The sequence below is a fragment of the Enterobacter sp. SM3 genome, from assembly GCF_009811935.2.
In the GTDB taxonomy this organism is placed as follows: Bacteria; Pseudomonadota; Gammaproteobacteria; order Enterobacterales; family Enterobacteriaceae; genus Enterobacter; species Enterobacter asburiae_D.
Genome location: NZ_CP099971.1, coordinates 1,537,807 through 1,551,895, shown reverse-complemented (window position 1 = coordinate 1,551,895; position 14,089 = coordinate 1,537,807). Strand labels below are relative to the sequence as shown.

Here is a 14,089-nt window from a genome sequence, read left to right as displayed (position 1 = left end):
GTACGTGCGGCTCTTCGTAGGCCCGGTAAGCGCTAGCGCCACCGGGCTTTTGTTATCCTCACCGCCACGCAGGACCTTTCCCTACCGCAAACCGCCCTGCGCCTAAAAACGCGATAGCCAGCGAGCCGATAAAGAAGTACACCAGGCTTTCAATCGCCCATGCGCCTACCTTATCGAGGGCGAGCGTTTCACCCATTCCCACCATCAGCCACGCCACGATCATCGTAAACGCCAGCACCAGCGCGGCCGGGCGCGTAAAGAGCCCAACAATAATCAGGATCGGTGCCACCACTTCGCCAACCAATACGCCGTAGGCGATAGACCCCGGCAACCCTTTCTCCACCAGCATGCCGCTGATAAAGCCCACGCCGCCAAAAAGCTTGTGCAAACCGTGAAAGAGCATCAGTCCGCCGACGGCAAGTCGTAACAAGAGTTTGCCAAGATCGTCGCACGATAGCTTTTCATTAACAGCAATTAACAATGATTTAACCATTTGAAATGAATCCTGTTTTCACCGAGGTATAGCCACATTATGCCGAATAATTGCGCGTGAAAAGCACCTTTTAATTAGGGGGAGATAACGGGCAATACGGAGACTTTCTTCTAAGCTTGTAAGCGATATCACAAAAAGGAGACGGACAACCATGAAACAAACCGTGGCTGCATATATTGCGAAAACGCTCGAACAGGCTGGCGTGAAACGTATCTGGGGCGTAACCGGCGATTCCCTGAACGGACTCAGCGACAGCCTCAACAAGATGAAGACTATCGAATGGATGCCCACCCGCCATGAAGAGGTTGCCGCCTTCGCTGCAGGCGCGGAAGCACAGCTCACGGGGGAACTGGCCGTGTGTGCGGGCTCGTGCGGTCCCGGCAACCTGCATCTGATCAACGGACTGTTCGACTGTCACCGTAACCACGTGCCGGTGCTGGCCATCGCCGCCCATATCCCCTCTTCCGAAATCGGCAGCGGCTATTTTCAGGAGACGCATCCGCAGGAGCTGTTCCGTGAATGCAGCCACTATTGCGAGCTGGTTTCATCCCCGGAGCAGATCCCGCAGGTGCTGGCGATCGCCATGCGCAAGGCCGTGCTGAACCGCGGCGTTTCTGTGGTCGTTATCCCGGGCGATGTGGCCCTCAAGGCCGCGCCGGAAGGGGCCAGCACCCACTGGTATCACGCCCCACAGCCCGTGGTGACGCCTGCTGAAGAGGAGCTGAAAAAACTGGCGCAGCTGCTGCGGTACTCCAGCAATATCGCCCTGATGTGCGGCAGCGGCTGCGCGGGCGCGCACAAGGAGCTGCTTGAATTTGCCGGTAAGCTGAAATCGCCGATTGTCCACGCCCTGCGCGGCAAAGAGCACGTCGAGTACGACAACCCTTACGACGTGGGGATGACCGGGCTGATCGGTTTTTCTTCCGGCTTCCACACCATGATGAACGCCGACACGCTGATCCTGCTCGGCACCCAGTTCCCGTATCGTCCGTTCTATCCAGCGGATGCCAAAATCATTCAGATTGATATCAACCCGGCCAGCATCGGCGCGCACAGCAAGGTCGATATGGCGCTGGTGGGCGACATTAAATCGACCCTTGCCGCCCTGCTGCCGCTGCTGGAAGAAAAAACGGATCGCAAGTTCCTTGATAAGGCGTTGAGCGACTATCGCGATGCCCGCAAGGGGCTGGACGATCTAGCCAAACCGAGCGACAAAGCCATTCACCCGCAGTATCTGGCGCAGCAGATCAGCCATTTCGCTGACGACGATGCCATCTTTACCTGCGACGTGGGCACGCCAACCGTCTGGGCGGCCCGCTATCTGAAGATGAACGGCAAGCGCCGCCTGCTCGGCTCGTTCAACCACGGCTCGATGGCCAACGCCATGCCGCAGGCGCTGGGTGCAAAAGCGACGGCGCCGGAGCGTCAGGTGGTGGCAATGTGCGGCGACGGCGGGTTCAGCATGCTGATGGGGGATTTCCTCTCGGTGGTGCAGATGAAGCTCCCGCTGAAAATCGTGGTCTTTAACAACAGCGTGCTGGGCTTCGTGGCAATGGAGATGAAGGCCGGTGGTTACCTGACGGACGGCACTGAGTTGCACGACACCAACTTCGCGCGCATTGCCGAGGCCTGCGGCATCACCGGCATTCGCGTGGAGAAAGCTTCAGAGGTGGATGAAGCCCTGCAGCGCGCCTTCTCCATTGACGGACCGGTGCTGGTGGATGTCGTCGTCGCCAAAGAGGAGCTGGCGATCCCGCCGCAGATCAAGCTCGAGCAGGCCAAAGGCTTTAGCCTGTATATGCTGCGCGCCATCATCAGTGGGCGCGGCGATGAAGTGATCGAACTGGCAAAAACCAACTGGCTCAGGTAAAAATATCCTTTTAAAGTCATACGCAAAACCATTCATGTCGCATCAAGGCGGCAAGTCCGAAATCCCCAGGAGCATAGATAACTATGTGACTGGGGTTTGAGGGCGAAGCCAACGCCGAGGCGGCGTGAAGGGTGAAGCGTATAAGGATATGACGTGATTGATTTACGTAGTGATACCGTAACACGCCCGAGCCGTGCCATGCTCGAAGAGATGATGGCCGCCCCGGTCGGGGACGACGTCTACGGCGATGACCCGACGGTCAACGAACTGCAGCGCTACGCGGCGGAACTGAGCGGCAAGGAGGCCGCCCTGTTCCTGCCAACCGGCACGCAGGCCAACCTGGTCGCGCTGCTCAGCCACTGCGAGCGCGGGGAAGAGTATATCGTCGGCCAGGGCGCGCATAACTATCTGTATGAAGCAGGCGGTGCCGCGGTGCTCGGCAGCATTCAGCCGCAGCCGATTGACGCCGCGCCAGACGGCTCCCTGCCGCTCGATAAGGTCGCGGCGAAAATCAAAGCCGACGATATTCACTTCGCCCGCACCAGGCTGCTCAGCCTCGAAAACACCCACAACGGCAAAGTGCTGCCGCGCGAGTACCTGAAAGCAGCGTGGGAATTCACCCGCGAGCGCGGGCTCGGCCTGCACGTGGACGGCGCGCGTATCTTCAACGCCGTGGTGGAGTACGGCTGCGAGCTGAAAGAGATTACGCAATACTGCGACTCGTTCACCATTTGCCTCTCTAAAGGTCTGGGCACGCCGGTCGGCTCTCTGCTGGTCGGTAACGCAGACTACATCAAGCGCGCCAACCGCTGGCGTAAGATGACCGGCGGCGGCATGCGCCAGGCGGGTATTCTGGCAGCTGCCGGGCTGTATGCCCTGAAAAACAACGTGGCGCGCCTGAAGGACGACCACGACAACGCCGCGTGGATGGCTACGCAGCTGCGCGAAATTGGCGCCGAAGTGATGCGTCACGACACCAACATGCTGTTTGTTCGCGTGGGCGATGACCACGCCGCCGCGCTGGGTGAATGTATGAAATCATGTGGCGTGCTGATCAACGCCTCACCTGTCGTGCGCCTGGTCATGCACCTTGACGTGAGTCGCGAACAGCTGGCGGACGTGGTGAAACACTGGCAGGCGTTTTTACAGCGATAAGGAGCATCACGTGCCGCAACGCATTCTGGTGCTCGGCGCCAGCGGGTATATCGGTCAGCATCTTACCGCGGCGTTAAGCCAGCAGGGACACCGGGTGCTGGCTGCGGCACGTAACACCGAACGGCTGCAAAAACTCAGTTTGCCAGGCGTCACCTGCCACAGCGTTGACCTCAACTGGCCGAAGGAGCTTCCCGCGCTGCTCGAAGGGGTCGACACGCTTTACTACCTTGTGCACAGCATGGGTGAAGGCGGAGATTTTATCGCCCACGAGCGTCAGGTGGCGATGAACGTCCGCGATGTTCTGCTGCAAACGCCGGTGAAGCAGGTGATTTTTTTAAGCTCGCTCCAGGCGCCCGAGCATGAGCAGTCCGATCACCTGCGCGCCCGCCAGCTGACGGGGGACACCCTGCGCGACGCCGCTATCCCTGTTACCGAACTGCGCGCCGGCATTATCGTCGGCGCGGGTTCCGCCGCCTTCGAAGTGATGCGCGATATGGTCTACAACCTGCCGGTACTCACGCCGCCGCGCTGGGTTCGTTCGCGCACCACGCCGATTGCGCTGGAGAATTTACTGCATTATCTGGTGGCCCTGCTGGAACATCCGGCGGAGCAACACCGCGTGCTGGACGCTGCGGGCCCTGAAGTCCTGAGCTATCAGGAGCAGTTCGAACATTTCATGCGCGTCAGCGGCCGCCGCCGCTGGCTGATCCCCATCCCCTTTCCAACCCGCTGGATTTCGGTGTGGTTTTTGAACGTCATTACGTCAGTGCCGCCAACCACGGCAAAAGCGCTGATTCAGGGGCTAAAACACGATCTGCTGGCGGACGATCGCGAGCTGCGGGCGCTCATTCCCCAGGACCTGATCCGCTTTGACGACGCCGTGCGCAATACGCTGAAAGAGGAAGAGCAACTGGTGAACTCCAGCGACTGGGGTTACGACGCCCAGGCGTTTGCCCGCTGGCGGCCGGAGTACGGCTATTACCCGAAACAGGCGGGCTGCACGGTGAAGACCTCCGCCAGCCTTGCAGATTTGTGGGAGGTGGTGAACCAGATTGGCGGCAAGGACGGTTATTTCTTCGGTAATATCCTCTGGCAAACGCGCGGGGCGATGGATCTGCTGGTGGGGCACAGGCTGGCGAAAGGTCGTCCGGCACGCCCGTATCTTGAGGTGGGCGATGCGGTCGACAGCTGGAAGGTGATCATCGTCGAGCCGGAAAAACAGCTGGCGATGCTGTTCGGTATGAAGGCCCCGGGGCTGGGCCGGCTCTGCTTTACCCTCAAAAACAAAGGCGATCATCGTGAACTGGACGTTCGCGCCTGGTGGCATCCCCACGGAATGCCGGGTCTGTTCTACTGGCTGTTGATGATCCCCGCCCACCTGTTTATCTTTCGGGGGATGGCGAAACGCATTGCGCAACGGGCAGAACAAAAGATGAAAATTAGTTAATAAAACCCTTTTTCTTTCACCTTTCCCATTGCATAGCGTCGTAATTCACGAAAGAATGCGCACGAAATTCTTTTCAACACAGTGGATAGATATGAAGGTACTGGTTACCGGGGCGACCAGCGGCTTAGGCCGAAATGCGGTCGAATTTCTGCGCAACAAGGGCATCAGCGTCAGGGCTACCGGTCGCAACGAAGCGATGGGAAAACTGCTGCAAAAAATGGGCGCAGAGTTCGTCCATGCTGACCTGACGGAGCTGGTTTCCTCTCAGGCGAAAGTGATGCTCGCCGGTATCGACACGCTGTGGCACTGCTCCAGTTTTACCTCCCCGTGGGGTACCCAGGAAGCCTTCGATCTCGCCAACGTGCGGGCCACCCGCCGTCTGGGCGAATGGGCCGTCGCCTGGGGCGTGCGTAACTTTATTCATATCTCGTCACCGTCTCTCTATTTTGACTATCACCACCATCGTGACGTGCAGGAAGATTTCCGCCCTGCTCGCTTTGCCTGTGAGTTTGCCCGCAGCAAGGCGGCCAGCGAAGAGGTGATTGACCTGCTGGCACAGTCGAACCCGCATACCCGCTTTACCGTGCTGCGTCCGCAGAGCCTGTTCGGGCCGCACGACAAAGTGTTTATTCCGCGCCTGGCGCAGATGATGCACCACTACGGCAGCGTGCTGCTGCCGCGCGGCGGCGATGCGCTGGTGGATATGACCTATTACGAAAACGCCGTTCACGCCATGTGGCTGGCGAGCCAGCCGGACTGCGATAAGCTCATTTCCGGTCGCGCCTACAACATCACTAACGGCGAACCGTGCACGTTGCGCAGCATTGTGCAGCGGCTGATCGACGAGCTGCAGATCGACTGCCGTATCCGTTCCGTGCCCTACCCGATGCTGGACATGATTGCCCGCAGCATGGAGCGTTTTGGCAGTAAATCGGCCAAAGAGCCTGCGCTGACGCATTACGGCGTATCGAAGCTTAACTTTGATTTCACGCTGGATATTTCGCGGGCGGAGAACGAACTGGGGTATAAACCGGTTGTGACGCTGGATGAAGGGATTGAGCGCACGGCGGCGTGGTTACGGGATCACGGGAAGCTTCATCGCTAGCCTTTTTGCCCGGTGTCGGCTTCGCCTTACCGGGCCTACAACTGCACCGTACTGTTCCCTCGCCCCTTTGGGGAGAGGGTTAGGGTGAGGGGAAAGAGCAAACACTAAAACGGCAACCTTTCGGTTGCCGTTTGCTGTTTATAATGCCGTCCAGGCGTCAGACCATGCCAGGCCTGCACCCGGTTCATAGTATGCCGGGGCACTGTTACACCAGCCGCTGTACGGGAACGGTTTGCACTGGAACAGTTTACCGTGGTTATTCACGATATCACCTGCGTTGTACTTGCTGTTCGCGCTCCACGCGGCGTAAGAGCCGGAAGTGCCTTCGTCCTGAGACGGTGCCGCTTTCGCCTTCACGTTCAGCAGGTAAGAGGTGGTGCTGCTCAGTTCACCATCGCTAACGGTCAGACTCACTTCAACCTGCTGAGCCGTCGCCGCTTCTGGCGCCTTGAAGGTCACAACCGCTTTATCCTGACCGGTGACGGTCTGACCATCCTGTGAACGCCAGGTGTAGGTCAGCTTGTTGCCATCCGCATCCGTAGACCCTTCCGCGCTCAGAGAAACCTGCGCACCGGCGTCAACCGCACCGATTGGACCCGCGATATGCGCAACCGGAGCGTGGTTCACCGCCACTGGCTCAGCCGGGGTTTCATCCGGCGTTGGCGCAGGTGCCGGAGTCTGATCTTCCGCTGGTGTCGGCGCTGGCGTTACCGGAGTTTCATCCGGGGTGGTGGCAGAGCCGTCGTCGTTCACGATGTTAACTTTGAAGAACTTCTGCACGCACTTGCTATAGTCACCGTCTTTAAAGGCGCTGAACGGCGTCTGGTAGCCCACCAGCTGGCAAGAGTAGGTTTCGCCGCTTGGCGTATCCGCGCTCCATCCCCAGTCCTGTTCCCAGTAAATCTTCAGGGCACCGGCACCGCCTTCGTCGAACTGCTTCATGTTGGCACAGCCAAGCACTTCATTCGCCAGAACGGGCACTTTCAGGTAGTTCGCGAACTCTTTGTAGTACTTGATACGGTTCTGCGACTGGGCAATTTCAGTCGGGCCGCCGCACTCAACGCCTCCGTTGATGATCTGGGTGGTCACCCCAAAGCCCGGTACCAGGCCGTTGGCCTTATCGTGATCGTTCGGCTGCCACGTGCCGTCGATAACCTGCAGCATGCTTGGTTTTGGCGGCTGCGGATAGGCGAAGAAGAAGATTGCGCTCGCCAGGTTCAGCCAGGTGTCCGCCACCAGCTCAGGTTTGTCGAGCAGGGTACGCACGTCGCCGTACATCGCTTCAGAGAATGGACCGTAGTTGTAGTTGTAGGACAACTGCTTCGCACCGCGACCGAAGTAGCTCAGGAAGTCACCGTCTTTATCTTTACCGCACGGCCAGGTCTGCCCCTGCCAGACGTCCGGGTTACATTCGCCGTTATAACCGCCCTTCTGGCCTTCGGTCCAGCCCATTTCACGCACATGAACCAGCGCCTGACGCCATTCGGCTTCCGGACGCCAGCTTTCGTGGCCGCCGGTTTCCTGGGCAAAGTGGGCAAACATGGTTGCCAGCTCTTTACGGCAGATGGCGTCGCTGTCGCGACCGTCGTTGTAGGTCTTACACAGCGCCGGGAATTTACCCACCGCTTTCAGGAAGTTGCTGTAGGTATATGCCTGCGCGCGCATCGGGAACAGGTATTCCCAGTCGCTGGCCTTCACGATCCCTTCTACGCGCTTCACGTTTTCCGGGTTCGCCGCACGGCCTGGCTCAATCATTTCTACCTGAGCATTGTCCAGCGTCTGGATGGTCTCTTTTACGGAGGCCATCAGCGGGAAGCTGGTCAGCTCTTTTTCCTTCTTCGCCAGATCGCTGGCTTTCATGGTGTACGGCTCACTGGTGGTCGCTTGCAGCGACGCAGCCTGTGCCATAAAGGGGGCTACGCACGCGCCGGCAACCAGTACACTCAGTAACGTCCTTTTGTTCATTTCAGTATTCCTGTTAATTGAAGTTAAAGTTAAATCCCGGCTTATGTATTAATCCATTAATAAATAAACCACAGACAGCGGTTTTCATTTTTCGAAGAACACCCTCAGGAATTCTTCAAAAATAAAAAACCTTAATAACGTGCCGCTAATTTCAACTGCTGATATTTTTTCCAGACCTTGTGGGCATATATCATTCGCTGCGGATAATTCTCTTTTTTTAACCCGGCGTTATAGGCGCCTACCGCCTCCCAGTTATAGCCATAGACTTTAATCATTCCGGAGAGGATGGACGCCCCCACCATGATTGAGGTACAGGGCTCGGTCATCAGTCGGTATTCATCAATCCCCCTGCTCTCCAGCTCCGTAAAATGAGAGCTGTTTATCTGCATCAGACCGACATCGCGGGTGCCGTCGTGGTTTTGCCCAACCGCATACGGGTTCATCCCGGATTCAACGTTAGCAATGGCATACAATAAATAGGGATCGACATGATAATAATGCGCGGCTTTATCCCAACAGTTTGCCAGTGCGCTTTAACTTATTATCAGTAACAATAATATTAATTTTTTCATTTTTACCTGCTGACAGTTTCGGTTATTTCTCCTTGCCCACATCCTGTAAAATGAATTTTTGAATCGCTCACCACCCTCACAAGAGAGCGGTGAGCGTTTATCGGGTTAGATTATTTGCAGTCTGCTGCTGCGCCTTCTTTTACCCATACGTCGCTGTTAGCTGGGTTATCTCCGCGGGTCCACCATTTGGCACGGTAAACGTTGCCCTGGTAAGTGGTGGTTTCGCCGCCGTTGTAAACCAGGTCAGAACGCCAGTTCATCTTCACGTTGCTCACCAGTTCCCATGCATCCACACCGAAGCCAGGCTTGTTGCCCTGCGTCCAGTACTTCGCTTTCCACACCAGATGATCGGCACTTACGGTGTCGCCATTGTTGTAGATTTTGCTGGAATCCCACGCAGCATATTTGCTGGCGTTAGCATCGACAGGCGCGTCGCAGCTGCCCGTTGCTGTGCCTTCGTCAGATGGCGGAGTCACCTCGTCAGACGGAGGAGTCACTTCATCAGACGGTGGGGTCACCTCATCAGCAGGCGGCGTTACGTCTGCAGGTTTCGGATTTACCGTTACCTGCACGTTTGACTGCACGCTGGTTTTGCCGTCGGTCACGACAACGCTCAGGGTGTAGGATGAGGTGTTGTTAACCTCTGGTGCAGTGATGCGAACGTTAGCGGTATCGGTACCCGTTGCGTTCATATCCGCCGGTACGCTCCAGCTATAGGTCAGCGCGTCGCCGTCTGGATCGGTTGCCTGTGCATGTAGGGAAATCGCTTCACCGGATTCAACGGTGACGGCTTCCATGGCATTAATCACCGGAGCCTGGTTCGCTTTCGGCGCTTTGTTCACAACCTGAACATCAATCGCGTTGCTCAGACCCTTCGCGTCAGTCACGGTCAGACGGAAGACCAGATTCTGGTCGCTGGCGACGGCCGGTACGCTGAAGCTGGCTTTCGCTTTGGTGCTGTTCGCCAGCGTCACGGTCGTGCCGGACACCTGCGTCCATTTGTAGGTCAGCGCGTCGCCGTCCTGGTCGCTGGATGCAGAGCCGTCCAGGGTGACGGTTGCCGGGCCGGTTACCGTCATATCGGTAGCAGAAGCCACAGGCGCATGGTTGGTCGCAACAGGCTCAACAGGCGTTGAACTGCCGCCCAGCAGGCTTTCGTTCATCGCGTTCAGGATATCGCCGTTGTCGGATTCGATAGACCATGCGAACAGACCACCGAGGTTTTTGTTCTGTACGTATTTGCCTTTCGCCATCACGGAACGGGCGTTGTCGTAAGTCACCAGTTCGCCGGTAGACTTGTTGAACACGTACGGCGCTTCAGCCGCTTCATCGTATTTGTATTCCCAGCCTGGTTTGCCCAGCATCTGGTTCACAATCTGACGATAGTCGACAATGCCGTTTTCCCATGTGCCTTTGATTGGTCCCGTTGCCGTACCGGTGAACGGATTATCGCCGGTATAGCCGTGAACACCCGTCCAGCCGCGGCCGTACATGCCTGCACCCACCACGATCTTGCCAGGCTTAACGCCCTGCTCCAGCATCGCTTTCACGGCGTTATCGGTGGTGTAGTTGGTATCCGGTTTCCAGGACGCACCGTACAGCGCGGTCTGGTGGCCGAGATCGGTATTGCTCCACGCGCCGTAGAAGTCATAGCTCATCAGGAAGATATGGTCGATGTACTGCTGCGCGGTGTTGTAATCCACGTCTTCGATCTTATCTTTGCCCGCACCGATTGCGGTGGTCAGCTCGTAGGTACGGCCCGTTTCTGCAGAGAGTTCGTTCAGCATCTGACGCAGGTCGTGCATCAGCGCGGTATAGGTCGCTTTATCGGTCTGAGGGTTACCCAGTTTGGCGTTCTCACCGCCGCCGCCCGGGAATTCCCAGTCGATATCCACGCCGTCGAACACCTTCCAGGTCGTCAGGAAGTCTTTCACAGAGGCCACGAAGCGATCGCGCAGCACTTTATTATCCATCTGATAGAACGGGTCAGACAGCGTCCAGCCGCCTACGGATGGCAGAATTTTCAGGTCAGGATGGGCTTTTTTCATCGCCATCAGCTGGCCGTAGTTGCCTTTGTACGGGTCGTCCCAACCGGTCACGCCCTGCTGCGGTTTCTGCAGCGCAGCCCACGGGTCGTGGATCGCCACGGTGTAGTCCGGACGGCCCTGGCAGGCGCGTTTCAGGGATTCCAGCGCGCCGGAAGATTTAGCGCTGTCGTTAATGCCGTCGCCGCCGCAGATTGGAATGAAGCCGTACAGCAGGTGGTTAATGTTCGCCACCGGGATTTTGTCCGCTGAGAAGTTACGGTCATACACGCCCCACTCAGGGAAATAAGCACCGACCACTTTGTCGGTGTGCTGCGCGAAGGCTTTGTTGTTTTCCAGCAGCGGGGTATTCAGCGGCAGCAGGTGGCTACCGTCGGTATCCGCAACGATGATCAGCTTGCTGGCGCTTTTGGTGCAGCCGCTGTCGTTACAGAGCTCAACCTGCTCCTGATAACGGCCACCTTTTTTCACTTTAAAGGTCGCAGAGCCTGCGGCGCTGCCCGCGCCGGTCCAGACGGTCTGGCCGTCCAGCAGCACTTTTGCAGACGTTGGCGCATCGCCGCTCCAGACATTCCACTCAACCTTCACATCCACGCCATCTTTGTGCACCTTGACGAGGTTGTTATAGTCCTGCGCAGCCTGATCAACTTCCACCAGCGCAAATTTGTCATTGCCCGATGTAATAGAAGGCGTACCCGGTGCCGCTGCAAATACTGAGCTTGTTGCGGCTGCAACAAAAAGCGCCAGATATTTAGGCTTCATAAATTTCATTTTATATCCTGATAAATTTATTCGTAACATTAATAACCCATGTCTTCCGTGAGCACATGGATGCGTTTCGCGTAATGCGTATTTAACCAATCTGAAAACCGTGACAAAAAAACGTATTGCTGCGTTGTATTCCTCCATAAAAAGATACAAGCCCAAATTCCGTGTAGCTTATATCCCTTACGATACACTGAGCGCAAAGAGACGTCCTTCTCTTCCACCGTCGAAAAAATTTATAAAAAATCTTGACCTGAATATTTAAAATATGAAAGCAAACTGCTGCCCAATAAACACCACTATTCCAGCAAATGAGAGGTAGGGACCGAAAGAAATAGTGAGGTTATTTTTATTTAAATTATTTAGCGCGAAATAGCCGATAATACCGCCTAGCGCGGCGATTAATTCCAGCGAAGGCAATGCCTGCCAGCCGCACCAGGCGCCTAAGGCCGCCAGCAGCTTAAAATCACCATATCCCAGCCCTTCGCGTCCGGTGGTCAGTCGGAATGCCCAGTAGAGCACCCAGAGCGAGAGATAGCCCGCCACGGCGCCGAACAGCGCATCGCACAGCGGCAGCGTATGGTCAAACGCATGGAGCAATAATCCCGCCCACAGCAGGGGTTGCGTCAGGCAGTCCGGCAGCAGCTGGTGCCGCCAGTCGATCATCGCAAGGGGCAATAAAAACGCCGCCAGCAGCCACAGGGAGAACAGTGCCTGGACGTCCGGCATGCACCACGCGGTGACGCCAAAAAACAGGGCGGAAAAAAGTTCGATTAAAAATATCCGCAGCGGGATGGCGGTGCCGCAACGGCAGCAGCGCCCGCGTAAAACAAGCCAGCTGACCAGCGGGATATTCTCCCAGGCGGCCAGCGTATGCTGGCATACCGGGCAGTGCGAGGCCGGAAAGAGCAAATTGCCGCCGCCCTCTTCGTCCATCACCATGCCCGGTACGCGCTCGGCAACGACGCCCAGAAAGCTCCCCACAATGCCGCCCAAGATCGCACTCATCACCGGGAACCCCACCGGGTAAACCTCCCGCATCAGCGCGAAGGTGTTCATGCGGTTTTGCTCCAGGAGAGCTGTACTTCCGCTTTTACATGACTGAGGTGATCGACCGGCGTGAGGTTCATTTTCTGCAGCCGAACGCCGGAAGTCTGGTTGATTTCGCGCAGCCAGTTCTTTAATTCATACACGTTAACGCGGTTGACCACGAACGATAAGGTTTGCCCATCCTGACGAACATCCGTCAGGGGCAGATGAATTTCCTGCGCGCTGTTCTCTACCACCGTGCGTGGATTATCCGTTTTGACAATCTGAACCTGGAGGTGATTTTTATCTATTTCGCTGCGCATCCAGTTTAGCGTCTCTTTTTGTCTGGTCAGCGTGGCTTTACTATTTTGAATCATATTATCCAGCGGGATCATGCCCGCGTAATAAACGACCGCCCCCAATAGTGCGGCGGCACATATTTTCAGAATAACTTTTTCCCTGGCGCTGTAATTCTGATAACGAGACTTAAGCTGCGCGATTCGCTCTTTCATTTATATTTCCCTGCGATCATGGCGGTATAAGGTGCAGCGGTGGAAACAGGCTGCAGGCTGAAGTCAAAATTCTCCCCGGCCTGATTCACAAACGTCTGCAACGCGGTTTGGTTTTGCGAACTGACGCTCAGCGTCAGCGTGTTCTGCTGGGCGTCGTATTCCAGCAGATCGATTTCCATTGCCGGCACGGCCTGTCTGGCTTTCTCCAGCTCTTCAAGCTGCAAAAAGACCCCTTTGGTCTGCTTCTTCATGTTTTGACCAAAGTGATATTTGATGTTGGTCTGCTGGCGCATGCTGGGGAAATGGTGCTGGTAAACCTGAAGGATCTCCTGCTGAACCTGGTTTTCCTGCTGCACGAGCATCCAGGCCATGGCGACGCGCGGCCCCAGCAACAGGCCGAGAGAGAGCAGACCCGCCGCGGCGATTGCCGCTTTGATTCCCTTCGACGCTTTACCCGAGCCCGCTTTCGCGCTGAATTCGCCGTGCAGGAGCGTGACGCGGCAGGCGTGCCACTGGGGCTGGATCAGGACCAGCGGATGCTGCCAGGGGTGCCCGACGTCAACGTCGACGCCAGCAGGCGCGTCGCCGTAGCAGCACACGTCCCCCTCTCCGGCTTTCTGCATCAGCAGCGGCAGCAGGCTCGCCTCCATTTCGCTGGCAACATGCGGCGATAAACGCAGCCAGTAGCCGTCGTCCAGGACGACAAGCGTGCTTCCGCCCGCCGTCACGGGCAGCAGCCACGCATCCGGCAGCGCCTGAATCACCTTTAATCCGGCCTCCTGACAGCGGCTTAACCACCTGCGCAGGCAGTCAGCGTCGATGGCCACCGCGTCAACTTCGGCGCCCTTTTTGTTGAGCACCGTCCAGTGGAGATTATCCACGTCGCCAATCAGCGTCTCTTCCGCCATCCACGAGAACGCCGTCGCCTGCGAGGCAACTTTCTTCGGCAGCGTAAAGTGGCGGAAGATCATGCTGCTGGCGGGCAGCAGCAGGCAAACACGGGCGGCCAGAGGATGGTCCGCCAGCGCGTCCAGGCTCTCCAGCACCTCAACCTGCTCGCTGCCGGAGACACACCACATTATTTTCCCGCCCTCGCGGCTGTCGGGACGAACAAAAAGGACCTGTTTCATA

At 57.0% G+C, this 14,089-nt stretch carries 11 protein-coding genes; 4 read left to right on the top strand and 7 right to left on the bottom strand.

Annotation, left to right across the window (positions count from 1 at the left end):
- Positions 1-58: 58 nt before the first annotated feature.
- Positions 59-493: a DoxX family protein gene (locus GVO84_RS07215; RefSeq protein ID WP_159513758.1), complete on the bottom strand. Its 435-nt coding sequence runs from the start codon at positions 491-493 to the stop codon at positions 59-61.
- 151 nt (positions 494-644) lie between these two features.
- Here GVO84_RS07215 and poxB point away from each other — a divergent pair, with 151 nt between their 5' ends.
- From poxB to GVO84_RS07195, 4 genes are all read left to right on the top strand, one after another.
- Entirely contained in the window at positions 645-2,363 is a 1,719-nt protein-coding gene (poxB, locus tag GVO84_RS07210; RefSeq protein ID WP_047346936.1) for a ubiquinone-dependent pyruvate dehydrogenase, read from the top strand.
- Positions 2,364-2,516: 153 nt separating this feature from the next.
- Positions 2,517-3,518: a low-specificity L-threonine aldolase gene (gene ltaE / locus GVO84_RS07205; protein ID WP_159513757.1), complete on the top strand. Its 1,002-nt coding sequence runs from the start codon at positions 2,517-2,519 to the stop codon at positions 3,516-3,518.
- A 10-nt stretch (positions 3,519-3,528) separates the two neighbouring features.
- Positions 3,529-4,965, top strand: a complete 1,437-nt coding sequence (locus GVO84_RS07200) for an SDR family oxidoreductase (protein WP_159513756.1) — start codon at positions 3,529-3,531, stop codon at positions 4,963-4,965.
- Positions 4,966-5,056: 91 nt separating this feature from the next.
- On the top strand, positions 5,057-6,070 hold the full coding sequence (locus tag GVO84_RS07195; protein ID WP_121425722.1) for an NAD-dependent epimerase/dehydratase family protein: 1,014 nt from the start codon (positions 5,057-5,059) through the stop codon (positions 6,068-6,070).
- Positions 6,071-6,208: 138 nt separating this feature from the next.
- Here GVO84_RS07195 and GVO84_RS07190 read toward each other — a convergent pair whose 3' ends face one another.
- From GVO84_RS07190 to gspL, 6 genes are all read right to left on the bottom strand, one after another.
- A complete protein-coding gene (locus tag GVO84_RS07190; protein ID WP_159513755.1) occupies positions 6,209-8,035 on the bottom strand; it encodes a glycoside hydrolase family 19 protein in 1,827 nt (608 codons plus the stop codon).
- Positions 8,036-8,166: 131 nt separating this feature from the next.
- On the bottom strand, positions 8,167-8,562 hold the full coding sequence (gene iagB / locus GVO84_RS07185; RefSeq protein WP_236545928.1) for a type III secretion system invasion protein IagB: 396 nt from the start codon (positions 8,560-8,562) through the stop codon (positions 8,167-8,169).
- 155 nt (positions 8,563-8,717) lie between these two features.
- Positions 8,718-11,423, bottom strand: coding sequence for a glycosyl hydrolase family 18 protein (locus GVO84_RS07180; protein ID WP_159513754.1), 2,706 nt, complete (start codon positions 11,421-11,423; stop codon positions 8,718-8,720).
- Between the two features lie 255 nt (positions 11,424-11,678).
- Entirely contained in the window at positions 11,679-12,476 is a 798-nt protein-coding gene (locus GVO84_RS07175) for a prepilin peptidase (protein ID WP_159513753.1), read from the bottom strand.
- A complete protein-coding gene (gspM, locus tag GVO84_RS07170; protein WP_159513752.1) occupies positions 12,473-12,958 on the bottom strand; it encodes a type II secretion system protein GspM in 486 nt (161 codons plus the stop codon). The genes GVO84_RS07175 and gspM overlap by 4 nt, the downstream gene beginning before the upstream one ends.
- The gene (gene gspL, locus GVO84_RS07165; protein WP_159513751.1) at positions 12,955-14,088 is read right to left on the bottom strand and encodes a type II secretion system protein GspL; all 1,134 of its coding nucleotides are present in this window, start codon (positions 14,086-14,088) and stop codon (positions 12,955-12,957) included. The genes gspM and gspL overlap by 4 nt, the downstream gene beginning before the upstream one ends.
- Position 14,089: the final 1 nt, after the last annotated feature.

Excerpts from the sequence above, each read along its gene's own strand:
- GVO84_RS07215 (WP_159513758.1), bottom strand. The coding sequence starts at position 493 with ATGGTTAAATCATTGTTAATTGCTGTTAATGAAAAGCTATCGTGCGAC.
- poxB (WP_047346936.1), top strand. The coding sequence starts at position 645 with ATGAAACAAACCGTGGCTGCATATATTGCGAAAACGCTCGAACAGGCT.
- GVO84_RS07195 (WP_121425722.1), top strand. The coding sequence starts at position 5,057 with ATGAAGGTACTGGTTACCGGGGCGACCAGCGGCTTAGGCCGAAATGCG.
- GVO84_RS07190 (WP_159513755.1), bottom strand. The coding sequence starts at position 8,035 with ATGAACAAAAGGACGTTACTGAGTGTACTGGTTGCCGGCGCGTGCGTA.
- GVO84_RS07180 (WP_159513754.1), bottom strand. The coding sequence starts at position 11,423 with ATGAAATTTATGAAGCCTAAATATCTGGCGCTTTTTGTTGCAGCCGCA.
- GVO84_RS07175 (WP_159513753.1), bottom strand. The coding sequence starts at position 12,476 with ATGAACACCTTCGCGCTGATGCGGGAGGTTTACCCGGTGGGGTTCCCG.
- gspM (WP_159513752.1), bottom strand. The coding sequence starts at position 12,958 with ATGAAAGAGCGAATCGCGCAGCTTAAGTCTCGTTATCAGAATTACAGC.
- gspL (WP_159513751.1), bottom strand. The coding sequence starts at position 14,088 with ATGAAACAGGTCCTTTTTGTTCGTCCCGACAGCCGCGAGGGCGGGAAA.